General features: G+C 56.2%; 18 protein-coding genes. 10 read left to right on the forward strand and 8 right to left on the reverse strand.

The annotated features are described in order from the left end of the window. The first annotated feature begins 392 nt into the window (after positions 1–392). From IEX96_RS04180 to IEX96_RS04195, 4 genes are read left to right on the forward strand one after another with little or no spacing between them, the layout of a single operon-like run. Complete coding sequence (locus IEX96_RS04180) at positions 393–2,282, forward strand: ribonucleoside-diphosphate reductase subunit alpha (RefSeq protein ID WP_150004380.1); 1,890 nt, start codon at positions 393–395, stop codon at positions 2,280–2,282. Continuing rightward, complete coding sequence (locus IEX96_RS04185) at positions 2,257–3,534, forward strand: serine hydrolase domain-containing protein (protein ID WP_150004381.1); 1,278 nt, start codon at positions 2,257–2,259, stop codon at positions 3,532–3,534. Before IEX96_RS04180 ends, IEX96_RS04185 begins: the two co-directional genes overlap by 26 nt. A gap of 32 nt (positions 3,535–3,566) precedes the next feature. Next, positions 3,567–6,422 (forward strand): phosphoenolpyruvate carboxylase, encoded by a 2,856-nt coding sequence (locus IEX96_RS04190; RefSeq protein WP_188873515.1) that lies wholly within the window; start codon positions 3,567–3,569, stop codon positions 6,420–6,422. A gap of 14 nt (positions 6,423–6,436) precedes the next feature. Continuing rightward, a complete protein-coding gene (locus IEX96_RS04195; RefSeq protein ID WP_150004384.1) occupies positions 6,437–7,393 on the forward strand; it encodes a ribonucleotide-diphosphate reductase subunit beta in 957 nt (318 codons plus the stop codon). A gap of 51 nt (positions 7,394–7,444) precedes the next feature. Here IEX96_RS04195 and IEX96_RS04200 read toward each other — a convergent pair whose 3' ends face one another. From IEX96_RS04200 to IEX96_RS04220, 5 genes are all read right to left on the reverse strand, one after another. Further along, positions 7,445–7,990, reverse strand: a complete 546-nt coding sequence (locus IEX96_RS04200; RefSeq protein ID WP_188873516.1) for a periplasmic heavy metal sensor — start codon at positions 7,988–7,990, stop codon at positions 7,445–7,447. Beyond that, on the reverse strand, positions 7,987–8,463 hold the full coding sequence (locus tag IEX96_RS04205; protein ID WP_150004386.1) for a hypothetical protein: 477 nt from the start codon (positions 8,461–8,463) through the stop codon (positions 7,987–7,989). The genes IEX96_RS04200 and IEX96_RS04205 overlap by 4 nt, the downstream gene beginning before the upstream one ends. A 1-nt stretch (position 8,464) precedes the next feature. Then, on the reverse strand, positions 8,465–9,055 hold the full coding sequence (locus tag IEX96_RS04210; RefSeq protein WP_150004387.1) for an RNA polymerase sigma factor: 591 nt from the start codon (positions 9,053–9,055) through the stop codon (positions 8,465–8,467). 165 nt (positions 9,056–9,220) lie between these two features. Beyond that, entirely contained in the window at positions 9,221–10,240 is a 1,020-nt protein-coding gene (locus IEX96_RS04215) for a 2-oxoacid:ferredoxin oxidoreductase subunit beta (protein ID WP_150004388.1), read from the reverse strand. Between the two features lie 5 nt (positions 10,241–10,245). Further along, the gene (locus IEX96_RS04220; protein ID WP_150002739.1) at positions 10,246–12,132 is read right to left on the reverse strand and encodes a 2-oxoacid:acceptor oxidoreductase subunit alpha; all 1,887 of its coding nucleotides are present in this window, start codon (positions 12,130–12,132) and stop codon (positions 10,246–10,248) included. Positions 12,133–12,685: 553 nt separating this feature from the next. On the opposite strand from IEX96_RS04220, the gene IEX96_RS04225 reads away from it, so the two are divergent. The 3 genes from IEX96_RS04225 (at position 12,686) to galE (ending at position 16,132) form a co-directional block, all read left to right on the forward strand. Beyond that, a complete protein-coding gene (locus tag IEX96_RS04225) occupies positions 12,686–14,047 on the forward strand; it encodes an MATE family efflux transporter (RefSeq protein WP_188873517.1) in 1,362 nt (453 codons plus the stop codon). Next, entirely contained in the window at positions 14,044–15,048 is a 1,005-nt protein-coding gene (locus IEX96_RS04230; protein WP_150004390.1) for an alpha/beta hydrolase, read from the forward strand. The genes IEX96_RS04225 and IEX96_RS04230 overlap by 4 nt, the downstream gene beginning before the upstream one ends. A 79-nt stretch (positions 15,049–15,127) precedes the next feature. Continuing rightward, entirely contained in the window at positions 15,128–16,132 is a 1,005-nt protein-coding gene (galE, locus tag IEX96_RS04235) for a UDP-glucose 4-epimerase GalE (protein ID WP_150004391.1), read from the forward strand. A gap of 22 nt (positions 16,133–16,154) precedes the next feature. Here the strand turns inward: galE and IEX96_RS04240 are convergent, their stop codons facing one another. Next, positions 16,155–19,214 (reverse strand): hybrid sensor histidine kinase/response regulator, encoded by a 3,060-nt coding sequence (locus IEX96_RS04240; protein ID WP_188873518.1) that lies wholly within the window; start codon positions 19,212–19,214, stop codon positions 16,155–16,157. Between the two features lie 333 nt (positions 19,215–19,547). On the opposite strand from IEX96_RS04240, the gene bamJ reads away from it, so the two are divergent. Then, the gene (bamJ, locus tag IEX96_RS04245) at positions 19,548–20,162 is read left to right on the forward strand and encodes a BamJ family beta-barrel-assembly machinery protein (RefSeq protein ID WP_150004394.1); all 615 of its coding nucleotides are present in this window, start codon (positions 19,548–19,550) and stop codon (positions 20,160–20,162) included. A gap of 93 nt (positions 20,163–20,255) precedes the next feature. On the opposite strand, the gene IEX96_RS04250 is transcribed toward bamJ, so the two are convergent. Both IEX96_RS04250 and IEX96_RS04255 read right to left on the reverse strand, forming a co-directional pair. Next, positions 20,256–20,903, reverse strand: coding sequence for a CoA transferase subunit B (locus tag IEX96_RS04250; protein ID WP_150004395.1), 648 nt, complete (start codon positions 20,901–20,903; stop codon positions 20,256–20,258). Positions 20,904–20,925: 22 nt separating this feature from the next. Further along, complete coding sequence (locus IEX96_RS04255; protein WP_150004396.1) at positions 20,926–21,630, reverse strand: CoA transferase subunit A; 705 nt, start codon at positions 21,628–21,630, stop codon at positions 20,926–20,928. Between the two features lie 132 nt (positions 21,631–21,762). On the opposite strand from IEX96_RS04255, the gene IEX96_RS04260 reads away from it, so the two are divergent. After that, positions 21,763–22,296: an RNA methyltransferase gene (locus IEX96_RS04260; RefSeq protein ID WP_150004397.1), complete on the forward strand. Its 534-nt coding sequence runs from the start codon at positions 21,763–21,765 to the stop codon at positions 22,294–22,296. Between the two features lie 109 nt (positions 22,297–22,405). Further along, a complete protein-coding gene (locus tag IEX96_RS04265) occupies positions 22,406–22,945 on the forward strand; it encodes an invasion associated locus B family protein (protein WP_150004398.1) in 540 nt (179 codons plus the stop codon). Positions 22,946–22,968 lie beyond the last annotated feature (23 nt).

Consider the following 22,968-nt stretch of genomic DNA (forward strand, 5'->3'; position numbering starts at 1 on the left):
AGGATTGCCCGATCATCTCTATGGTGAATGTTTAGGCTGCTCCTGAAAGTCCGGAGCCGTGCTTTCCAGATATTGTGTTGGCGAAGACACGACTCGCAAAAGCACGGGCTTTGTCAAGCCTGTATCCGCCAAGGACATACTATATATAGTTATCGTGTGAATTTTTTCATCAGCATGTTGACCCATGATCGCCAATTCCATAGAATTGACCCGTGTCGTCAGGGGCGCTCTTGGGGCGGGATTATCCTATGAGATAGGGGCAAACGGTTTGAACAAAAACATGAATTTTGTTCTGTTCGACATTTGTTCTTGTATGGCGCACACTAAAAAGCTCTCGTCCTTTGTCTTGGCACGGGGATGTGGGGTGGTCGGGTAAACAGGCTAGATTGAGGATGGACAAGGTGTTTGAGGTCACCCATTTCGAACACCGCGCGGCGGTTTCGGTCGATCGCGCGCGTGATGGCTTGCTGACGGAATTCGGTAAAGCCACTTTGGAAGACCGGTATTTGATGCCCGGAGAATCCTATCAGGATCTGTTTGCCCGCGTTGCCAGTTATTATGGTGATGATGAAGGCCACAGCCAGCGTCTTTACGACTATATCTCCAAGCTGTGGTTCATGCCTGCAACGCCGGTGCTGTCCAATGGCGGCACCCATCGCGGCCTGCCCATTTCCTGCTTCTTGAACGAGGCGGAAGATAGCTTGGGCTCTATCGTTTCGCTTTGGCAGGAAAATGTCTGGTTGGCTTCCAAGGGGGGCGGCATTGGCAGCTATTGGGGCAATTTGCGCTCGATCGGTGAAACCGTGGGCGGTGTGGGCAAGACCAGCGGTATCATCCCCTTTGTGCGGGTGATGGATTCCCTTACGCTGGCCATCAGCCAAGGGTCTTTGCGACGTGGATCGGCGGCGGTGTATTTGCCGGTGAGCCATCCGGAAATCGAGGAATTCATAGAATTGCGCCGCCCCACCGGTGGCGATCCCAACCGCAAGGCGTTGAATTTGCACCATGGGGTGCAGATCCCCGATGCCTTTATGCGGGCTGTGGAATCCGATGAGCAATGGGCGTTGACCAGCCCCCGCGATGGCCATGTGGTGCGCACCGTTTCGGCCCGGTCTTTGTGGATCAGGCTGTTGACCGCCCGCATTGAAACCGGCGAGCCTTATTTGGTATTTTCCGATACGGTCAACCGCGCCATTCCCGAGCATCACAAGCTGGCGGGGCTAACGGTCAAGACCTCTAATTTGTGTTCCGAAATCACCTTGCCCACCGGCCGTGATCATCTGGGTGAAATGCGCACCGCCGTGTGCTGTTTGTCATCGCTCAATCTGGAACGGTTTTTCGAGTGGCGCAACGAGCCGCAGTTCATTCCCGATGTGATGCGGTTCCTTGATAATGTTTTGCAAGATTATATCGACAAGACCGAAGGCGTGGACGGTCATGCCCATGCCCGATATGCAGCCATGCGCGAGCGTTCTGTGGGGCTTGGCGTGATGGGCTTCCATTCCTTTTTGCAAAGCCAGATGGTTCCTTTTGAATCGGTGCTGGCGAAAAGCTGGAACTTCAAGATTTTCAACCATATCAAGGACGGTGTGGATGCCGCCTCTGCCGCTTTGGCAAAAGAGCGCGGACCGTGTCCCGATGCTGCCGATTATGGCATCATGGAACGCTTCTCCAACAAGACCGCCATCGCGCCCACGGCGTCCATTTCCACACTTTGCGGGGGCGCGTCGCCGGGGATCGAGCCAATTGCCGGAAATTCCTATGTCCATAAAACCTTATCGGGCAGTTTTAATGTCAGAAACCGGCATTTAACGGCGCTTTTGGAAGAAAAAGGAAAGAACACCGAAGAAATATGGTCGTCCATTACCACCCATGAAGGGTCGGTGCGGCATCTGGATTTCCTGACCGATGATGAAAAAGCGGTGTTTAAAACCGCCTTTGAGCTGGATCAGCGTTGGGTGGTGGATCTGGCGGCGGACCGGGCTTCGCTGGTGGATCAGGCGCAATCGGTGAATGTGTTTATCCCCGCCGATATCCATAAGCGCGATCTGCATCAAATCCATTTCAGCGCGTGGAAGAAGGGCCTGAAAAGCCTGTATTATTGCCGCTCCAAATCGATCCAGCGTGCCGAAGTGGTATCGGGAAAACTTGCGCCTATGGCTAAAGGTGCCAGTGAAACGCCACCCTCGCCGGATGGTATCGAGATTCCCATGATCGCTGGCGATCATGGCGGGGATGCCGCGCCGGTGAAAGATTATGAAGAATGTCTGTCTTGCCAATAAACGGATGAGTATCTGCGTGGGACGGGGCGGACTGAAAGGGCTTCTGGCCGGGGCAGTGCTGTTGTTTGCGTCCCTGCTGGATGCGCAGGCACAAATGCGGCTGCCACCGGAGCCGCGCCTGGCTCCGGATAAAACTCTGGAGATTTTTTCAGACAAGCTGGACCGGGCGGTGAAAACCGGTGATTTTGTCGGTCTTGCTGTGGCGGTGGTCAAAGATGGCGAGATTGCCTTGCTGCGCACTTATGGCAAGCGTGCTGTCAATGCCCCCGACCCCATCACCCCCAGCACCCGTTTTCGCATTGCCTCTTTGTCCAAGGGCTTTGCCGCAGGCCTTGCGGCCCAACTGGCAGACAAGCACCAACTTGATCTGGAGACTCCGGTCAAGCCCTATGCGCCGGGCTTCAGGCTGGCCCGTTCCGATGAAGCGGAAAAAGTGACCATCGCGCATATCTTGTCGCATCGCACCGGCTTGCCGCCTTATGCTTATGATAATTTACTCGAGGCAAATGTCCCTGTTCCCACCATTTTCGACCGGCTGTCGCGGGTGAAAATGATTTGTCCGGTGGGCCGCTGTTATAGCTATCAGAATGTGGCCTATAGCCTGATCGAACCGGTGGTGGCCAGCATCAGCGGCGAACCCTTTGAACGGGCTGTGGCCAATCATTTGTTCAAGCCTTTGGGCATGAAGGCTTCTTATGGGATGTCGGCGTTCCAGAGCGATGATAATTGGGCGCGACCGCATGTGCGCGGCCGGTCCGGCTGGCGTGTCGCGCCGCCGGATGAGATGTATTATCATGTGCCGTCGGCGGGTGGGGTGAATGCCTCGATCGAAGATATGGCCCGTTGGTTGCAAGCGCAGATGGGGGCCATGCCCGATGTGTTGTCGCCCAATGCGCTGGCTTTGATGCAAACGCCCCGCGTGCGCACACGGGCCGAATTGCGTCGGGTGCGTTGGCTCAAGAATCGGGTGACCGATGCCCATTATGCCTTGGGCTGGCGAATCTATGAGTATGCCGGGCGGTCCATTGTGATGCATAATGGTGGTTTGCAAGGCTATCGGGCGCAGATCGCTTTTCTTCCGGAAAAGGGGTTGGGTGTGGTGGCTTTGTGGAATTCCATGAGCAGCCGGGGCTGGGCGATGATGCCCACCTTGTTCGATGCCTATTTCCGGCTGGAAGATGAAGATTGGCTGCGATTGGATTGTACGCAGGATCAGCGCGGCGCGCGTCGGGTTTCCTGTGCCTCACATTAAGCCTGTGGATCACATCAAGGATAAGACAGTTTATGGCCTCCGCCGATATATCAAGCGCTCCGTGTCCTGCGGACTCTGAACTGGAAGACCGCCTTCTGGCGCGGCTGGAGGAGTTGCGTTTGCGCCGGGCGGAAGATCCCGGCTTCAATCCCATCTGGCGGCTGGCCTGCGATCTTTCGGCGCGCATGGAAACAGGGACATTGTCTCGCGGGGATTTGTGCCGCCTGTGTTCGCATTTACTGGATCGTTCTTTGGAAGATCGCGCCGGATGGATGCGGTCCATGCTGGAACCTTTGTCCGGTGAAGACAATGAGGCGCGATTACGCGCTTTGCTGGACGCCGATGCCGAAGAGTCCGATTTCGAACAATTTGCGGCCCGGTGGGAGCATCCGGCTGTGGGCTGTGTGTTTACAGCTCATCCCACTTTTTTATTATCGGGCGGCGAAACGGCCCGTTTGATCGAAGGGGTGACCGGACAGGCTTGCGAGCCGGAGGATGATCCACAAGCGGGTGGCATCACGCTGGGGGATGAGCATCATAAGGTTCTGGATGCGATCCGCAATGCCCGTAAGGCCCATGGCACCATCTGTCGTTTGGTCTTTGATGCGGCCCGCCGCCATTTTCCGGATGATTGGACGCAGTTGCGTCCAATGCCATTCGATCTGGCGAGCTGGGTTGGCTATGATATGGATGGCCGCACCGATATTGGCTGGGCCGATTGCGTGCGCCTGCGCCTTTTGGAAAAAGACCGGCAACTTGGCTGGTATCTTGAGGATTTGGCGGCTGTGGACCGTCAGGACGCGCCGGTTGCGCTTTTAAAAGTTCTTGATGAAATTGCCGGACAGCTCGAGGCAGCGCGGGCCCATACGGAAAAAGCCCGCAGCTTGTTCGATGGTCCGCTTGAAACCACTGATGGATTGGCCGAGGCGGCAAATTGGTTGACCGATCCCGGTCATGGCCGATTGATTGCCCTAAAGCCGGTGAGTGCGCGCTTGCGCCGCCTTGTTGCGGACCATCCCGATGCGGCTTGTGCTGTGGATCTAGCGCTGCTTGCAATGCGGATGGATAACTTTGGGCTGGGCGCGGGGCGGGTTCATTTCCGCATGAATGCCACGCAATTGCACAATGCCGTGCGGCGCAGGCTCGATCGAGATGAAGCGGTGGATCTGGCCAGCCGATCCGCTCTTATCCGCCTGAACGAACTCTATGAGGAAGAAGCGCCATTGGCGGTGAATTTCGCCGCCCTTGCCATGGAAACCACCACGGCGGTACGGCAGTTTCTGACCATTGCGCAGTTCGTTAAACATATTGATGCGGACTCGGATATCCGGCTGTTGATCGCTGAATGTGAACGCCCCTCTACCGTGTTGGCGGCTATTTATCTGGCGCGTCTGTTCGGGGTGGACGAGCATGTGGATGTATCGCCTTTGTTCGAAACGCCCCCCGCCCTTGAAGGTGGCGAGCGTTTTCTCGATGTTCTGTTCAGCCAGCCAGCCTATCGCAAAGCGGTGAAAATGCGTGGCCGGATAAGTATCCAGACCGGCTTTTCCGATGCCGGGCGGTTTATTGGCCAGATCCCTGCATCCCTATCCATCGAGCGGCTTCAGGCCAATATGGCGCGGCTAGTGGAAATCCATGGGCTGGGCGATCTGGAATGTCTGATTTTCAATACCCATGGTGAATCCATGGGGCGCGGGGCGCATCCCGGGTCCATGCGGGCGCGGCTGGATCATGTCTTGTCCCCCTGGGCGCGTAAATGTTTTGCCGATCGGGGGTTGAAGCTGCGCCATGAAACCAGCTTTCAGGGGGGCGACGGATATTTGTGGTTTGCCACCCCCGGTCTGGCTCTTGCCCTGTTTTCCCGTATTCTGGAGCACCGTGCAGGCTTGCCTGCGCGTATGGAGCGCACCGATCAGGATCGTTTTTACGAATCGCCCGATATCACGCTGGATTTTTTCCGGCAGGTGATGCGCTTTCAGGAATCGCTGATGGGGTCGGGGGCGTATCACCGTACCTTGTCGGCCTTTGGCCTGTCTTTGCTCAAGTCCACCGGGTCCCGAAAGGCGCGGCGGCAATTTGAAGTCGGGTCGGGGGAACGTTCGGATCTATCGAAAGTGCGCGCGATTCCCCATAATGCGGTGCTGCAGCAGCTTGGCTATCCGGTGAATGTGCTGGGCGGCATCGGGCAGGCCACCCGTAAAAGTCTGGAACCCTTTACCGATTGGCGACAAGACAGCCCGCGCTTTGGCGATCTGATGGATATGGTGGTTGCCAGCCGGACCCGCGCCAGCCTGCGCACCATGATTGCCTATGGGGCTTTGTTTGATGGCGGTTATTGGGCCTCGCGCCCCCATGGCAAGGATCAAAAACATCTGACCGAGCCGTGCCTTTATCTGGCGGATCAATTGGAACATGATGATCGCTATGGTGAAACGCTGGAGCTGGCCACGCGGTTGCGCATCGATGAATTGCTGTTGCATCGCTTGCTTGGGGAAACCGGCGAGGACATTCAGGTTTTAGAAGCGGGCGAGCGCGATTTTCTGGCCTTGTTGCACGCGGTGCGTATTGCGCTGATCCAGCATCTTTTCTTGCAGGCGGCGCGTATTCCGCGCTTTTCCTCGCGCAATGATATCAGCCGTGAAGATATTATGGAATTGGTGTTCGAGCTGCGCATTCCCGAAGCGTTGGCCTCTTTGCGGGAAGCCTATCCCGATGCGGCCCCCAGTGCGGATGATTATAATCTTGCGGAATCTTCGGATTATCCCGATGAAACGGCGGCCAATTATTCTGGAATCAATCAGCGTTTGATTGATCCGATGCAGACCCTTTATGACTGCCTGTTGACCATTTCGGTGGCTGTTGCCAATGCCTTCCATGCTCATGGCTAAGAAGAAAGTATCGCATGTCTCTTGTTGAAGAACGCCTTGCCTATAAACCGTTCCGCTATCCTTGGGCCTATCAGGCCTGGTTGACGCAACAGCGCATCCACTGGCTGCCCGAAGAAGTTCCTTTGGCAGAAGATGTGAAGGATTGGCGGCATCGCCTGTCCGAAAGCGAACGCAATTTGCTGACCCAGATTTTCCGGTTTTTCACCCAATCGGATATCGAGGTGAACAATTGCTATATGAAGCATTATGCCCAGATCTTCAAACCCACCGAAGTGCAGATGATGCTGGCGGCGTTTTCCAATATGGAAACGGTGCATATCGCAGCTTACAGCCATTTGCTCGATACCATCGGCATGCCCGAAGAAGAATATTCGGCCTTCCTTCATTATAAGGAAATGAAGGACAAATATGATTATATGAAGCGCTTCAACACCGATAGCCCGCGTGATGTGGCCTTGACGCTGGCCGTGTTCGGGGCCTTTACCGAAGGGCTTCAGTTGTTTGCCAGCTTTGCCATGCTGCTGAACTTCCCGCGCTTCAATAAAATGAAGGGGATGGGTCAGATCATCAGCTGGTCGGTGCGCGATGAAAGCCTGCATTGCGATAGCGTGATCAAGCTGTTCCGGACGTGGGTATCGGAAAATCCCGAGCTTTGGACCGCCGATTTCCGTAAGGAATTGACCGATATTTGCCATACCATCGTCACCCATGAAGAAGCCTTTGTGGATCTGGCCTTTGCGCTGGGCCCGGTGGAAGGGCTAACGGCAGACGATGTGAAACGCTATATCCGCTATATTGCCGACCGCCGCCTGATGCAGCTTGGTCTGGACCCGGTGTTTCATGTGGATGATAATCCGTTGCCGTGGCTCGACATCATGCTGAACGCTGTGGAGCACACCAATTTCTTTGAAAACCGTTCGACGGAATATTCCAAAGCGGCCACGCGCGGGGCATGGGAAGAGGCGTTCTAGAGACGGACTTCCCTCCAGAACCGGGGGAAAGCATTGCGGGAGAGCGGGGCTTTAGTCGCGCTCTTGGTCCCTTTTGTCTTGCTGCTTATGGCCAAGGGCTTTGTCTTCCTTGCGGTCGCCGCTTTTCCGGGCCAAGGCACGGGCCATTTCCGCCCGTTCATGCGGGGTCATGCGGCTGGCGGACCGGACGATAATGCCCTGCAAGGGACGTTGAAGATCCGATAGGGCCGTATTGAGCCGTTCGAAGGCGTCGGACAGGGCGGGTTCATCCAGCTGGGGAGCCGCCAAAAGCGTGCGGATTTCCCGCCGGATTTGATGAAGATCGTCGATTTGTGTATGCAGATTCCGCTTTGTCTGGCGCAATTCTTCGCGCAAAGGCTTGCGGGCTTCATCCGACAAGGCGGCGTTCAATGCCCGCAATTCAAGGCGCAGGCTATAACGATCGCCCCGGTTGTCTTTTGTTTCCTGATGGTCTTGGCGGTCAGGGCCGAACAGGGCATGGCCTGCAAACACACTGCCAAAAAACACATTGGCCGCCAAAGACAGGGCCAAAAACACCATCAGAACGATGTTCCATTTGGGCAGGCCGGTGGTCATTCTTCGCTATCCTCATAAAATGCAATATCACTGCCCATCAGATAGGGGGTGAGATCCACAGTTTCCGGCGTTCCCACCCAATTGGATGCGCCAAACCACAAGCCCATAATCATGGCCACAACAAAGGCGGTGGAAGGCGCATAGATCGCCATACGGGGACGGTTCTTGAACGCTGTTTGCCAGCCAGCGGGCTGTGCGGCAAAGCCCCCATAGCGGCCGTCTTGCAAGATGTCGGTCCGGGTCTTTCGGGGGATGGCCATCAGGCTTTGCAAAAAATCGGGGGATGCCGGGGCGCAAGGCGTTTCGCTATCCAGAAAATGATCCAGTGTTTGGGCCTTTGCCACCACATCCAGCGTTTCATTCTGTGCAAGAAAGGCAGCCGCATCGGCGCGCTCGGCCGATGGCCAGCGGCGCATATCCGCCCCATAGGCGGAGACGATCTGTTCAAACCGTTCTTGTGTCATCTGGCTCATCTCAATGACGCCCCTTCATAAAGTGGCTGCGTAAAGCGCGCCGCCCCCGAACCAGTATAGATTCCAGCGCCTTGATGCTTATCTTCATGATCTCGGCAGCCTCCTGATTACTCAATTCGTCGAAATAACACAGACTCAAGGCAAGCCTTTGTCGCTCGGGAAGTGTTTTTAAAGCCGCCCGAACGGCATCCCCATGCTGCCGCTTCTCCATGATCTCGTCGGCAGACGCGCTGTCATCGGCGGTATCCCAGTCTTCGGCCAAAGCCAAAGGACGCGGTTTACGCAACCGATCCAGACAGCCATTGGTCACCACACGGTAAAACCATGTGGTAAAACGCGCCGCTTTCGGGTCGAACTGGCTTGCTTTTAGCCATAAGCGGCTGAAGGCGTCCTGAAGCGCATCTTGGGCCTCGTCGCGATTGCCCAACATCCGTTGAGCCAAGCCCAAAAACCGATCTGCATGGCGGGTCACAAGCTGAGAAAAAGCCTGTTCATCACCAGCAGCGATCCGCGCCATCAACACTTCGTCGGACGCCTCCACTTGAATTGCCGCATCCTCGCCGGCCGTGCCTGTCGGTATATTTCGTGTCAAGCCAGCCTCTTTAGGGGTGATACGCAAAAGCCTGTCGAAACCCTGCGCCAAAACGGCACCGATTTCACGGTTTTTTATGATCGCGGGCGAAATGGCACAAAAACACCGCGATACGGAACGGTATCACGGTGTTTGATATGGGTGGAGAAAAAGCATCCTAGGCGCTTATTCTACGGTCCATGTATAGCCCCGACGCAGATAGGCGTTGATATCGGGCGCGCCATGTTCGGCCTTTACCGCTTCCATTTGCGCCGTCATGTCGCGCTCATAGCTGGAAGATGGTGCGCAATAAATCACGCCGATCACCATGGGGAAGTCGGGCGGGCTTAGGGTTGCCAGCAAATGCGCCAAGGTGCTGTTGGTTTCATCATGCACCAGAATATCGCTTTCGCTGATGCCGTCTTCGCCAATGGTCGCAACTTTGAGCTTGAAGGTTTTCTGATCGAAAACCAGACCCTTGTCGCGGTTTTTGCCGAAAATCATCGGCTCGCCGTGGCGCACATTCAATGTGCGGTCGGCCAGCACCGATTTTTCGGTGAAATCATTGAACACGCCGTCATTATAAACGATGCAGTTCTGGAAGATTTCCACAAAGCTTGCGCCTTTATGGGCATGTGCGCGTTTGAAAATCTCTGGCATGTGCTTTTGCGCCGTATCGATGGTGCGGGCCACAAAACGCGCACCGGACCCAAGGGCGAATGCGGCCGGGTCCAAAGGCCGGTCCAACGACCCATAAGGTGTGGAAGGCGAGCGGGTGCCAGCCCGTGATGTGGGGGAATACTGGCCTTTGGTGAGGCCGTAAATCTCGTTGTTGAACAACAGGATATTGAGATCCACATTACGGCGCAATGTGTGCATCAGATGGTTGCCACCAATGGATAGGCCATCGCCATCGCCGGTGATCAGCCACACATCCAGATCGGGATTGGCAAGCTTTACCCCCGTGGCCACGGCGGGCGCCCGGCCATGGATGGTATGGAAACCATAAGTGGCCATATAATAAGGAAAGCGCGACGAGCAGCCGATACCGGAAACAAACACGGTATTGGCCGGTGTGGCCCCCAATTCGGGCAGGGTGCGTTGCATGCATTTCAAGATGGCATAGTCACCGCAACCGGGGCACCAACGCACTTCTTGATCGGAAGCAAAGTCTTTGGCGGTCAAATGTCCAACAGGCTTGTTCATGTGATTTACTCCGCCGCTTTGGAGATTGCGGTATTGAGCTCTTCATGGATCACATCGAGCAATTCGCGGATCTTGAAGGGCTGGCCGGAAACTTTGGTGACAGAGCGCGCATCGAGCAAGAAGCGATCGCGCAGCACGGTGATCAATTGCCCCATATTCATTTCCGCGACAATCACGCGGTCATAGCGGGCCAAAAGCGCCCCCAGATTGGCCGGGAAGGGATGAATGTGGCGAATATGGATATGGCTTACATCCAAACCTTCGGCACGGGCGCGGCGCACCGCCTGATCGATGGGCCCAAAGGTGGAGCCCCAGCCCACAACTGCCAGTTTTCCGGAGTCTGTGCCATAGGCCACCGACTGTTCGGGTATATCCTGTGCGATGCGGTTGATCTTGTCGGCGCGCAGATCGCTCATCCGCTGATGATTGGCGGGATCATAGGAAATATGGCCGGTTTCGGTGGACTTTTCGATGCCGCCGATCCGATGTTCCAGCCCCGGTGTGCCCGGCACCGCCCAAGGGCGCGCCAGAGTTTCCGGGTCGCGGGAATAGGCATTGAACGGGCCATCTTCATCGGGCCGGTCTTTTTGCTTAACCGCAATGGATGGGAAATCGGCCATATCCGGCAATTTCCACGGTTCGGCGGCATTGGCGATATAGCCATCGGTTAGCAGCATCACCGGGGTCATATATTTCAGCGCCAAACGGGTGGCTTCAATGGCCACTTCAAAGCAATCGCCCGGCGTTGAAGAGGCGATCACCGGCAGGGGTGCATCGCCATTGCGGCCATAAACCGCCTGATAAAGATCGGATTGTTCGGTTTTTGTCGGCAAACCGGTAGATGGGCCGCCGCGCTGGGAATTGACTACCAGCAAGGGCAGTTCGGTGGAAATTGCCAATCCCAAGGCTTCGGACTTCAAGGCAATGCCCGGCCCCGAACTGGACGTAACCCCCAAAGATCCGGCAAAAGATGCGCCAATGGCCGAACAGATGGCGGCGATTTCATCTTCCGCTTGAAAGGTCATGACGCCAAATTCTTTCATGCGCGACAATTCGTGCAGCAAAGGCGAGGCGGGGGTGATGGGATAAGAGCCGAACATGATGGGCAGCTCGGCCAGTTGGCCTGCAGCGGCAATGCCCCAGGCAAGCGACTGACTGCCGGTGACGGTGCGATATTCGCCCGGTTGCGCCTGTGCCCGGTCTACCCGGTACCGCTTGAAAGACGCCCCAAGCTCGGAGGTGTCGCCAAAGGCATGGCCGGCATTCAAAGCGGCGATATTGGCATCACGGATATTGGGAACTTTGGCAAATTTGGTTTCCAGCCATTTGATCACCGCAGCGCGGGGGCGGCTGAACATCCAGAGCATCAGTCCCAGCGTCCACATGTTTTTGCAGCGCAGGGCTTCTTTGTTGGACAGGCCGAAGTCCTTGACCGATTCGAGTGTCAGTTTGGAAATGTCGAACTTCAAAACCCGATAAGGGTCGAGCAAGGGCGTTTCCAAAGGATTGGTGTCGAACCCGGCTTTTTGCAGATTACGGGTGGAAAAGGCTCCGGTGTCGATCACCACCATGCCGCCTTCGCGCACCGTTTCCAAATTCACTTTCAGCGCCGCAGGGTTCATCGCCACCAGCACATCGGGATCGTCTCCGGCGGTGAGCACGGTATCGGAGCCGAAATTGATCTGGAAGGCGGACACACCGAATGTGGTGCCCGCAGGGGCGCGGATTTCGGCGGGGAAATCCGGAAAGGTCGAAAGATCGTTCCCGGCGAGCGCCGTAGACGTGGTGAATTGGCTTCCGGTGAGTTGCATGCCGTCGCCGGAATCACCGGCAAACCGCACGACCACGCTATCGAGCGCCTCAAGGCGGTCGGTGCTATTGAATGTGTCCATGATCTGTTCGTCGTCCTTCATATCCGGCAAGGCATGTTACAGCCTGTACCGTTCACCGCAGTCCCGGTTCTGGGCGGGCCTGTCCTATCGGTCTGGAAAGTGGACCTGTCACATCCGACCTTTCCCCTCTTTGTCGATGAGCCATGCCCGAAAAAGGGTGGCTCCTCTCCCTGCACTTAAGACAGCCAGCGCCATTGCACAAGCAATCGCCCCTTATGTTTTAGGCAAGCCAAACTTGTTCACCACGCCCTATATCAAGGCGTATAGGCTTGTCTGCAGGTCTTCTCTGCTGAATACCCCTCTGGCACCCACTGTGGCAAGAGGCATTGAAGCTGCATTATAGAACGCAAGATCGGGCCGATATGTGGCAATCTGGCGCGGGATAGGGGGCTTTGTGGCCTTATGGCAAAATCCTTGCCTGCCCGATCAGGCGATTTATGATTCGCATGGACAGAGTGCGACTGCGTAAAAAGCGGTCGTTTTCAAAGGGCATAACAGGATCAGCCCCCCTTTTTGGCAAGGCGATTCGGTTTTTAAAGGGATGGGTATTGTTGTGTCTGCTTCTTTGACGGCCCGTGATCCCCATCCCAACAGGCGTATCTGGCGCATTGCCGCACCGGCCATCGCGGCCAATATTTCCGGACCTTTGGTGGGGGTCGTGGATACATGGGCGCTGGGGCACCTGCCTGATCCGGCCTATCTTGCGGCCATCGCGGTCGGGGCGTTCATCTTCCATTTTGTGTATTGGAGCTTTGGCTTTTTGCGCATGGGCACAACCGGCCTTGTGGCGCAGGCCCACGGGGCGGGGGATGAGGCGCGGCTGTTACGCATTGTTTTGCGCTCGGTGGTTTTGGGGCTGGGCTTTGCGGGGGCTGTGCTTGTGCTGCAAACGCCTATCCTTCATGGGCTGTTCGCACTTTTGAACCCGGAGGCTATGGAAGCCGAGCTTGCCTTGCGCTATTGCCTGATCCGCATCTGGGCGGCTCCGGCGATTTTGCTTCGGGTGACGGTGATTGGCTATCTGGTGGGGATACAGCGCACAAGGCTGGCTTTGCTGATCGAGCTGATGCTCAATCTGGGTAATGCAGCCCTTACGGTTTATTTGGTGAATGTGCTTGGCTTCGGCATGGAAGGGGCGGCTGTTGCCAGCCTTGCAGCGGAAGTGGTGGCGGCAGCTTTGGCGGTGTTTGTGGCCATGCGCTTGCTTGGCGGCCCGGCCCTTCTTTTGGCGGCGAAAGACCGCGCTTTCTGGCATCTATCGGCCTTTGCCAAGCTGATGTCGGTAAACGGTTTTATCTTTATGCGCACCCTGTTTTTGCTGCTGGCTTTTGCGCTTTTGTGGCGCAATAGCGCCGCCTTGGGCAGCACTGTCTTGTCCACCAATCAGGTTCTGATCCAGTTTTTGATGCTGACATCCTTTGGGTTGGATGGCATCGCCTATGCCGCGGAAGCGCTGGTCGGGATGGCGGTGGGCCGCCATGATCAGGCGGCTTTACGCCAGATGGTGCGCCTGACCACTTTATGGGCTTTGGCCTTGGCGGTGCTTTATAGTGTGATTTTCTGGATCGCGGGGGAGGCAATCATCCGCAGCTTTACGGATATTGCCCAGATCCGTGCCTTGGCCATGGGCTTTCTGCATTGGTTGATTGTGATGCCGGTAATTGCGGTGTGGAGCTATCAGTTTGACGGTATTTTTATCGGTGCTACCAAAACCGCGGCCATGATGTGGACCATGATCCTTGCCTTTGCGGTTTATGCTGTGGCCTTGTTGGTGTTGGTGCCACGCTTTGGCAATCATGGATTATGGGGCGCTATGATGATTTTCCTTGCCCTGCGCGGTCTTGGCCTTGCGCTCTGTTATCCATGGCTGGTGCGCAACCGGATTGGTGAAGCACCAGGAAAGATAGGACCATGACGATGAGGAAGGGTAAAAACCATCAAGACGACGATCCGTGGGGTCTTTATGGCATGATGGATCGGTTGGGACTTGGGGACTCTCCCTCCGGTGATATGGCGGATGGCTCTACGGATTGGACAGGCAAGCTGGGCCTGTCGGGTCTTACCGTGCGGGCCTTGCGTTCATTGGGGCGTGGGGCGGCCGGTTTGCTGGAAGCGGAAAATATACCCGTTGCCGAAACCCGTATGTTGTCGGTGCCCGATGGCAACCGTTCGATTCCGGTGCGCCTTTATCGCGGACTTGGGGCCACGGCCGATGCGCCTTTGGTGGTCTATTTTCATGGGGGCGGCTTTGTGGCCGGGTCCATCGATACCCATGATGGTCTGACCCGGCGGCTGGCCAATGCGGGGAAAGCGGTGGTGCTGTCGGTGGACTATCGCTTGGCCCCCGAACATCCGTGGCCCGCCGCATTGGAAGATGCCATGGCGGTGGCGTTAAGGGCGCGGCATCGGGCCAGGGCCCATGGCGCAAATCCCGAGCGCCTGATTTTGGCGGGGGATAGCGCAGGGGGTACCATTGCTGCCGTATTGGCGCGCTTGTTGGCGGAAACGGGCAAATCGCCTGCGGGGCAGATGTTGTTTTATCCGGCGACGGATCTTACCCGCGCCCGGTTGTTCCGTGAGATGCGCGGCGGCCTTGGGGCTTTGGAACGGCGCGGCATCGATGCGTTTCGCCAGATGGTTGTTGGGGCGGATGGGGATTTGTCGGACCCTAATTTCTCGCCTCTTTTCGCTCCGGATTTTTCGATCTTGCCGCCCAGCTATATTCTGGCTGCGGGCCGCGACCCTTTGAAAGAAGAAGTGGATGATTACCGCGACCGCCTAAAAGCTGCTGGCGTGCCGGTGCATTATAAATGCTGGCCCAAACAACCGCATGGCTTTTTGGGCTTTGGCCGGGTGATGAAAGATGTGGTCCCGGCCCTTGATCATGCGGGCCAGTGGATGGCAGGGATTTGCTAATCCCAGATACTGCTCTTATTGCCTCTCTTGTGCCCCGGCGTCATGATGGGGGCTGTGGGGTTTGTATAGAGGGTATGTGATGGCATCACCGATTTTGGTTACCGGCGGCGCGGGCTATATTGGCAGCCACGCGGTTCTGGCTTTGCGCGATGCGGGCCACGATCTTGTGGTTTTGGATAATTTGTCCAATGGCGTGCGGGAAGCGGTGCCCGACGGGGTGCCTTTGGTGGTGGCGGATATTGCCGACGGGGAAGCCGTTTCGGCCCTTCTGGAAAAATATGCCATCCGCGATATCTTGCATTTTGCAGGCTATGTCCGGGTGGAAGAATCGGTGGCCGATCCATTGAAATATTACGGCAATAACACGGCGGCCAGCCGGGCGCTTTTGGAGACGGCCATCAAGGCAGGCATCGAACGCTTTGTGTTTTCTTCCACAGCGGCCACCTATGGTGTGCCCGATGTGATGGCGGTCAGCGAAGAGACCCCGACGCAGCCTATCAATCCCTATGGCTGGTCGAAATTGATGACCGAGCAGATGTTGCAAGATGCGGTGGCGGCCTATCCCGGCTTCAAAGTAGCGATCCTGCGCTATTTCAATGTGGCGGGGGCCGATCCACAGGCCCGCACCGGCCAGCGCACCAAAAATGCCACCCATCTGATCAAGGTCGCCAGTGAACTTGCCACCGGAAAGCGCTCCCGGATGCAGGTGTTCGGCACGGATTATGATACGCCCGATGGCACCTGTGTGCGGGATTATATCCATGTGTCGGATCTGGCGCAGGCCCATGTGGATGTGCTGGATTGGCTGGCACGCCCTGAAAATGGGCCACTTGGCCTGTTTAATTGCGGCTATGGGCGCGGCTATTCGGTGCGCGAGGTTCTGGCCGCCATGGAAAAGGCCTCTGGACGCAGGCTGCAGGTGGATGATGCGCCGCGCCGTCCCGGCGATCCGCCCGCGCTTATTTCCGATGCTAGCCGGTTACGCGAACAGGTGGGCTGGGCCCCGAAATGGGATCAGCTTGATACCATCATCGGCACCGCCTTCCAGTGGGAAAAATCCCTTGAGGCCAACCAGCCGGATTGATGCGGATCAGCCTTTGGCCCCGCTATGGATGGCTGGTTTCTATCTGTGCGGCGCGATAGGCCTGTAATTGGGGCAAGGCGCTGTCCATTTCTTTTTGCAGCAGCGCAATGGCCTTGGTGATGGCAGACATGTCACGGGTTTGGCTTAAATGTTCCAAAGCGGCGGCCTCGGCGGACAGGCGATTGGCCCCGAAGGTGGACGCCGCACTTTTCAGGGCATGGGCGTTGATTTGAAGGCTGTCATAGTCCGATTGTTTGGCAGCTTCGGCAATGGCGCTTCGTCTTTGGCCCGCTTCATCGACAAATGTATTGATCAAATGCTGCAATAGATCTGATCCGACTTCGGTCCCCATACGGTCCAGGGCTGCCTGATCCAGCGCTTCCACGATCGTTTCTTCTCCGGGCGATTGTTGAGGGAGGGCGGGGAGATGCCGTCCCCGGATCAAGGCTTCCGCCGTGGCAATAAGGGTTTCGCGGTCGATGGGTTTTGGCAGGAAGGCATCAAAGCCCAATGCCTGAAACTGTGATTTGGCTTCTGCGCCAGCCTGTGCCGTCAGGGCGATGACCGGCAAAGTGCGATGGCCGAGCTTGCGTAATGTTTCTGTGGTTTCGATGCCATCCATGCCGGGCATGGAAATATCCATCAGCACCAGATCGACCATGCCCGCGTCAAGCTGTTTCAAGGCATCGGGGCCGCTATCCGCTTCCAGAACCAAAGCGCCTGCACGCCGCAGGATTTCGCTGGTGACAAGGCGATTGGCGGCGCTGTCATCCACCACCATGATTTTGGTTTGTGCCAGATCGGACGAACTGGGCTTGCCGATGAAATCGCTGTCGGCTTTATCCTGTTCAGAGGGGGCAGCGCTGTTTTCCTGCGTCACCAGAAACGGCAGGTCGCACCAGAAACGGCTGCCTTTCCCCGGCGTGCTTTCAAAATCGACACTCCCGCCCATCAATTCCACCAGCCCTTTGACAATGGCAAGGCCAAGGCCCGATCCGCCATGGCGGCGGGAATTGGCAGGGTCTGCCTGGCTGAATTTGGAGAAGATCTTTTCACCGAAAGCGGGAGAGATGCCAATGCCGCTATCGCTGACTTCAAACCGCAAGATGCAAAAGCCCTCATCACCGGCCAACCGTTTTACCAGCACATGCACATGGCCTTGGGGGGTGAATTTCATGGCATTGCTGATCAGGTTCAACAGCATTTGCCGCAAGCGCGATTTGTCGCCGCTGATCAAGGCCGGAATTTCCCCTTCGCTTGAACATCCAAAGGTCAGACCTTTTGCTTGCGCTTGGGCGGCAAAAATATCGCAACATGTATCAATCAGGCTCGCCGGGGAAAAACTTGTGGGAGATATGGCCAGCTTGCCCGCTTCGATGCGGGAGTAATCCAGAAGATCATCAAGCAAAACCCGCAAAGCCTGGCTGGCATCCCGTGCCGTTGCCGCCAGTCTTTCCTGATTGGGGTCGAGCCCGTCTTCCAGCAAAAGATCAAGCGCCCCCAGAACCCCGTTCATTGGCGTGCGAATTTCGTGGCTGATGGTGGCGAGAAAATCCGATTTGGCGCGAGAAGCCGCCTGGGCTTCATCGCGGGCATCGCGCAAGCGGCGTTCGGCTTCAAGACGGGTGGAAATGTCGCGCACAAAGCCGGTAAACAGGCGCCCGCGTTCGGTGTGCACTTCTACCAAACTCAATTCCGCGGGGAAGCGGGTTCCATCGCGCCTTTGTGCCGTAATTTCCGTGCGCCGCCCGACATAGGGTCTTTTCCCCCCTGCCAGCGCTTCCGTTACGCCCTTTGCGAAAAGGGGTTTGGCGTGGTCGGGGATCACGGTGTCCAGAACGGATCGTCCAATGACCTCGCTTGGGCTCCAGCCGAAGATGGTTGCGGCGGCATCGTTGAAATCGATAACCGTTCCGGTTTCATCGACGGTGATCACCCCGTCCAGTGCCGCCTGTACGATGCCCGCTTTGGCCGCTTCGGAATCGCGCAACTGTCTTTCGCGCTGTTTGATGGCAGAGATATCCGTATGTGTAACCACCGAATGGCCGGTGGGCGTGCGCACTTCTTGCACCAGGAACCACCGGTCACCGATACTGGTTTCAAGGGTCGATCCGGGCTGGGTATGCAGCTCCATGCGGTGCTTATACCAAGCGCTGTCTTCTTCTTTGCCTGCCGCGATGCCCCGTGTCTGGGCGCCCACCTTGATCAAATGCGAAAAGGTAATGCCCACTTTCAATGGCCCGGCCAATGGCGAGATATTTTCGGCAAAGCTGCGATTCCAGATCACCAGCCGGTCATTCTCGTCGAACATGGCAAAGGTATCATGCCCGGCTTTCAAGGCGGCGGAGAGGATTTCGCTGTTTTCTTGCAGCCGCGTCAAAAGATTGGTGCGGGAGATCTGTAATTCCAAAAGATTTGCCAAAGTGCGCCCGAAGCTGGTCCCCAGAATGAGGATGGTGGCCAGAAAAACGATCAGCATCAGGCCCATGCCGGTATATTGCACGGAATTTTGCGCAAAGATCATTACGATCAAAGGTACCAAGGAGGGCAGGCACAAGGCGTAAAAAGACGGCGGATAATAGCCGGAAACCACCAGCGCGCCGACGCTGATGCCGCCAAGGGCGAAGGACATCAAAACCTGTTGTTGCAGGCTGCTGTCCGAGAAGAAAAGAACCGGCAACAGTCCCCATATGGTGCCAACCAGAAGGCCGCTGACGATATGGATGATCTGGCCAATTCTTATATCGGGTTTGGTGGCGCAATACCACCAGCAGGCAAGAGAACGGATCAAGGCTGCCGCCGTCAAGCCAAGAGCCCAATAGCCAAAATTCTCGATCGGGTTATATTGGGCGAACACGCCATAAAGAATCAGCGCCAGAACCACATGGATAAGGCTGCCCCAGCGCAGCCCCTTGGCAGCCATGCCAATTTTTTCTTCCAGAATGCTGTAATGTGCGTCTTCATCCAGCCGGTCAGGCAAAATGGATAAAGGCAGATCCGTGCGCATGCCGCCGGAGGTGTCTGTCAAAGGGTCATGCGGGGCAGCATCGCTGGTTTGGTGCAGGCGGTCGGAATGCGACATGATGGTCTTGTTTCTCAACGGCCACACGCCCCTCCTCGCAAGAGTGTCTGGTAGTTTTACATCGCCGTTTGATTTGAGCCCCCAACCCAATATCACCGGCCCGGTCCACAAAAATCCGTGCGGCCATGCTGCCGCCCAGATTCTGTTTTTATCATTGTGCGTACAGTACGGACGAGATGGCGTATATGCAATGTCTTTTGCCCCTTTGCTTGCAAGTGGCCCCAATGGCATGGCATCCCCATAATTGTCTGTATATTAAGGATATGACGTGTTTTGGCTGTGCCTGTTCGGGTGCGCTATTTTGTCGTCCTAATCACTGAAAGAGGATCATAGATGACCAGTTCCCCATGGAGACGCCTGGCAACCGGAGTGTTGGTGCTTGGTGCTTTGACTTTGTCCGCCTGTGGCAGTGGCGAAGATGAGAGCGATGCTTCGGCACCGGCCACCGAAGAAGCGGCAACAGCAGAGAGCAGCACGGCCGAAGACCAAGGCCAGATGGCTGAAACCACGGCTCCCACCGATGCCGAGACTGTGGCGGCCCGGATGGCTGAATGGCGCAAGAGCCAGATGGCCTATCTGTCGGACTATGCCTCTTCCGGCGGCGATATCAAGCGCAGCCCGAGCGGTGTGCTTTATACGGTTCTTTCCAAAGGCGATGGCATCAGCCCTGAAACCGGGGATGTGGTGACGGTGCATTATGAAGGCCGCCTGACCGATGGCACGGTGTTTGACAGCTCTTATGAGCGTGGCCAGCCCGCGACATTTCCTAGCGACCGGCTGATCCCGGGCTGGGTGGAAATCCTGCCTATGATGTCCGTTGGCGATGAATGGGAAATCGTTATCCCGTCGGAGCTTGCTTATGGCCCCCGTGGTGCCGGTGGCAGCATTCCGCCCAATTCTACCCTGATTTTCAAGCTGGAACTGCTGGATGTGGCCGATAAAGGCTAATGGCGGCTGACAAGACCGGTCTTTAATACAAAATCGCCCCGGTTGGATTGAACCGGCCGGGGCGGTTTATGGGTTTATCTGGGCCGGCCTTCCTTAGGCAGCCAGTGTGTCGGCAAGGCTAAAGTCGCATTCGGTTTTCTGGCGCACTTCGTCAATGGTCACGTCAGAGGCCAGTTCCACAAGCTGCAACCCGCTGTCTGTAATGTCGAATACCCCCAGATTGGTGATGATGCGATCAACGCAGCCAACACCGGTCAAAGGCAGATCGCATTGTTTGAGGATCTTGGGGCTGCCGTCTTTTGCCGTGTGGTCCATGATCACCACCACTCTTTTAACGCCGGCCACAAGATCCATGGCCCCGCCCATGCCTTTCACCATTTTGCCCGGAATCATCCAGTTGGCCAGATCGCCTTTTTGCGATACCTGCATGGCGCCAAGGATCGACAGATCGATATGCCCGCCCCGGATCATGGCAAAGCTGGTGGCGCTGTCGAAATAGCTGGTGCGGCGCAATTCGGTGATGGTTTGCTTGCCGGCATTGATCAGATCGGCATCCTCTTCCCCCTCATAAGGAAAAGGCCCCATACCCAGCATGCCGTTTTCCGATTGAAGCGTTACGTCATAGCCTTCGGGAATGAAATTCGCCACCAGAGTGGGAATACCGATCCCGAGATTGACGTAAAAGCCGTCTTCAAGTTCCTTAGCCGCACGTTCAGCCATTTGTTCGCGTGTCCAGGCCATAAATTGCCTCCTTATGAATGACTCAGGCCGCACGGGTGCGGGTGGTGCGTTGTTCGATGCGTTTTTCGAACGTGCCTTTGACGATGCGCTGTACGAAAATCCCCGGCGTGTGATTGGCATCGCCATCGATATCGCCCAGCGGCACGATCTCTTCCACATCGGCAACGGTCGTGCGCCCTGCCATCGCCATCATGGGATTGAAATTGCGCGCCGTTTTGCGAAACACCAGATTGCCCTGCTCATCGGCTTTCCATGCCTTGATGATGGACAGATCGGCGGTGAGGCCGGTTTCCAGAATATAGGTTTCGCCGTTGAAATCCTTGTGTTCCTTGCCTTCGGCCACCAGCGTTCCCACACCGGTTTTGGTATAAAAGCCGGGAATGCCTGCGCCACCGGCGCGGATGCGTTCCGCCAAAGTGCCTTGCGGGTTGAATTCAAGCTCCAGCTCTTTGTTCAGATACTGGCGTTCGAATTCTTTGTTTTCCCCCACATAGGAGCTGATCATTTTCTTGATCTGGCGGGTTTCCAGTAAGATGCCCAATCCGAACTCGTCGATGCCGCAATTGTTGGAAATGATGGTCAGATCTTTGGTGCCATGCTCACGGATGGCAAGAATCAGATTTTCCGGAATGCCGCACAGGCCAAAACCGCCCGCCATAATGGTCATACCATCAAATAGCAGCCCATCCATTGCCTCTGCAGCGCTTTGATATAGCTTGCTGGCCATTGGCGTTCCTTTCCCTTTGAATGAATCCCTTGTTTTATGCTCTATGCTGCGTTGCACAGAACGTCAAGGCGCGATGCCGTGATAAGAGGGGGCGGCATCCCGGGCCAGAAAAGATTGGATAAAAGCAAAGCGATGCGCGGGTATTTTGCAATCGGAATTGAACGGGCTTCAAAAGCCGGAAATATGGGGAATCTGATCCGCACGGCGCATGGCTTTGGCGCGTCTTTTGTGTTTTCCATTTCGCCACGGTTGGAAGCCGGCGAAGTGGGCCATGACAGCCATGCGGATACGGCCCGGTCTGCCAAAACGCTGCCCTATTTTGAATATCACAGCCTTGAAAAACTGGCCCTGCCAAAGGACTGTCGCCTTGTGGGGGTGGAACTGACCGATGATTCCATCGATCTGCCGTCTTTTCATCACCCACTTAATGCGGCTTATATTTTGGGGGGCGAGCGCATGAGCTTGCCTCAAAATACGCTTGATCGCTGTGATTATGTGGTCAAGATCCCGACACGATTTTCGCTCAATGTGGCAACGGCCGGGGCGATTGTTATGTATGATCGGCTGATGACATTGGGCCGGTTTGCGCCACGTCCCGTGCAATCGGGCGGGCCTGTGGAGCGTGCTCCGGTCCATGTGCATGGTAGCCCGAAGATCAAATCCTGAGGGCTTGAGGAGATGTGTGTCGGCCCCTATGTGGTAAAAGCCCGGATCTTATGTGATAGACGGGATGACGATGGCCAAATCAGGCCGCACGGTTTTGGAGAGAGCGCCCATGTTGAAGACGAACCCGATGTCCTTTCTGGCCATAAGCCTTAGTGTTTTTTTGCTGGCGATTCCCAAAGCGGCGTTTGCGCAGGATAAAATCGACCTGATTGGCGGGTTCAATGATTGGGATGCCTTTACCTTGAAGAAGCCCAATGGCGAGCAGATGTGCTATATGGTGTCGGTGCCGAAATCGTGGAAAGCCAATAAGGATGGTGTGCGGCGTGGCGATATTTATATCACCATCACCCACCGCCCGCAGGCCGATGTGCGCGATCAGGTGAATGTGGTGGTGGGTTATCCGTTTAAATCCGGTGTGGAAGCAAAAGCGGTGGTGGACGGAAAATCGCGTTTTAGCCTGTTCACACAAGGGGATGGGGCGTGGCTTTATACCTCGAAAGACGATGCGAAAATGGTGACGGCCATGCGTCGGGGCAACAGCTTGATCGTTGAAGGTGAATCGTCACGGGGGACCAAAACCACCGACCGCTATTCGCTGTCGGGCTTTACCGCTGCCCATAATGCCATTGGCCGGGCGTGCAGCCGCTAGGGTTTTTGTGCGCAAGGCTCGCA

The sequence above is a fragment of the Iodidimonas muriae genome (assembly GCF_014647255.1).
In the GTDB taxonomy this organism is placed as follows: domain Bacteria; phylum Pseudomonadota; class Alphaproteobacteria; order Sphingomonadales; family Rhodothalassiaceae; genus Iodidimonas; species Iodidimonas muriae.

Coding starts and splice junctions, on each gene's coding strand:
- IEX96_RS04250 (WP_150004395.1), bottom strand. CDS start 20,903: ATGGCCTGGACACGCGAACAAATGGCTGAACGTGCGGCTAAGGAACTT.
- IEX96_RS04230 (WP_150004390.1), top strand. CDS start 14,044: ATGACGATGAGGAAGGGTAAAAACCATCAAGACGACGATCCGTGGGGT.
- IEX96_RS04220 (WP_150002739.1), bottom strand. CDS start 12,132: ATGGACACATTCAATAGCACCGACCGCCTTGAGGCGCTCGATAGCGTG.
- IEX96_RS04240 (WP_188873518.1), bottom strand. CDS start 19,214: ATGTCGCATTCCGACCGCCTGCACCAAACCAGCGATGCTGCCCCGCAT.
- IEX96_RS04260 (WP_150004397.1), top strand. CDS start 21,763: ATGCGCGGGTATTTTGCAATCGGAATTGAACGGGCTTCAAAAGCCGGA.
- IEX96_RS04205 (WP_150004386.1), bottom strand. CDS start 8,463: ATGAGCCAGATGACACAAGAACGGTTTGAACAGATCGTCTCCGCCTAT.
- IEX96_RS04195 (WP_150004384.1), top strand. CDS start 6,437: ATGTCTCTTGTTGAAGAACGCCTTGCCTATAAACCGTTCCGCTATCCT.
- bamJ (WP_150004394.1), top strand. CDS start 19,548: ATGACCAGTTCCCCATGGAGACGCCTGGCAACCGGAGTGTTGGTGCTT.
- IEX96_RS04190 (WP_188873515.1), top strand. CDS start 3,567: ATGGCCTCCGCCGATATATCAAGCGCTCCGTGTCCTGCGGACTCTGAA.
- IEX96_RS04265 (WP_150004398.1), top strand. CDS start 22,406: ATGTTGAAGACGAACCCGATGTCCTTTCTGGCCATAAGCCTTAGTGTT.
- IEX96_RS04180 (WP_150004380.1), top strand. CDS start 393: ATGGACAAGGTGTTTGAGGTCACCCATTTCGAACACCGCGCGGCGGTT.
- IEX96_RS04185 (WP_150004381.1), top strand. CDS start 2,257: ATGAAGAATGTCTGTCTTGCCAATAAACGGATGAGTATCTGCGTGGGA.
- IEX96_RS04255 (WP_150004396.1), bottom strand. CDS start 21,630: ATGGCCAGCAAGCTATATCAAAGCGCTGCAGAGGCAATGGATGGGCTG.
- IEX96_RS04215 (WP_150004388.1), bottom strand. CDS start 10,240: ATGAACAAGCCTGTTGGACATTTGACCGCCAAAGACTTTGCTTCCGAT.
- galE (WP_150004391.1), top strand. CDS start 15,128: ATGGCATCACCGATTTTGGTTACCGGCGGCGCGGGCTATATTGGCAGC.
- IEX96_RS04200 (WP_188873516.1), bottom strand. CDS start 7,990: ATGACCACCGGCCTGCCCAAATGGAACATCGTTCTGATGGTGTTTTTG.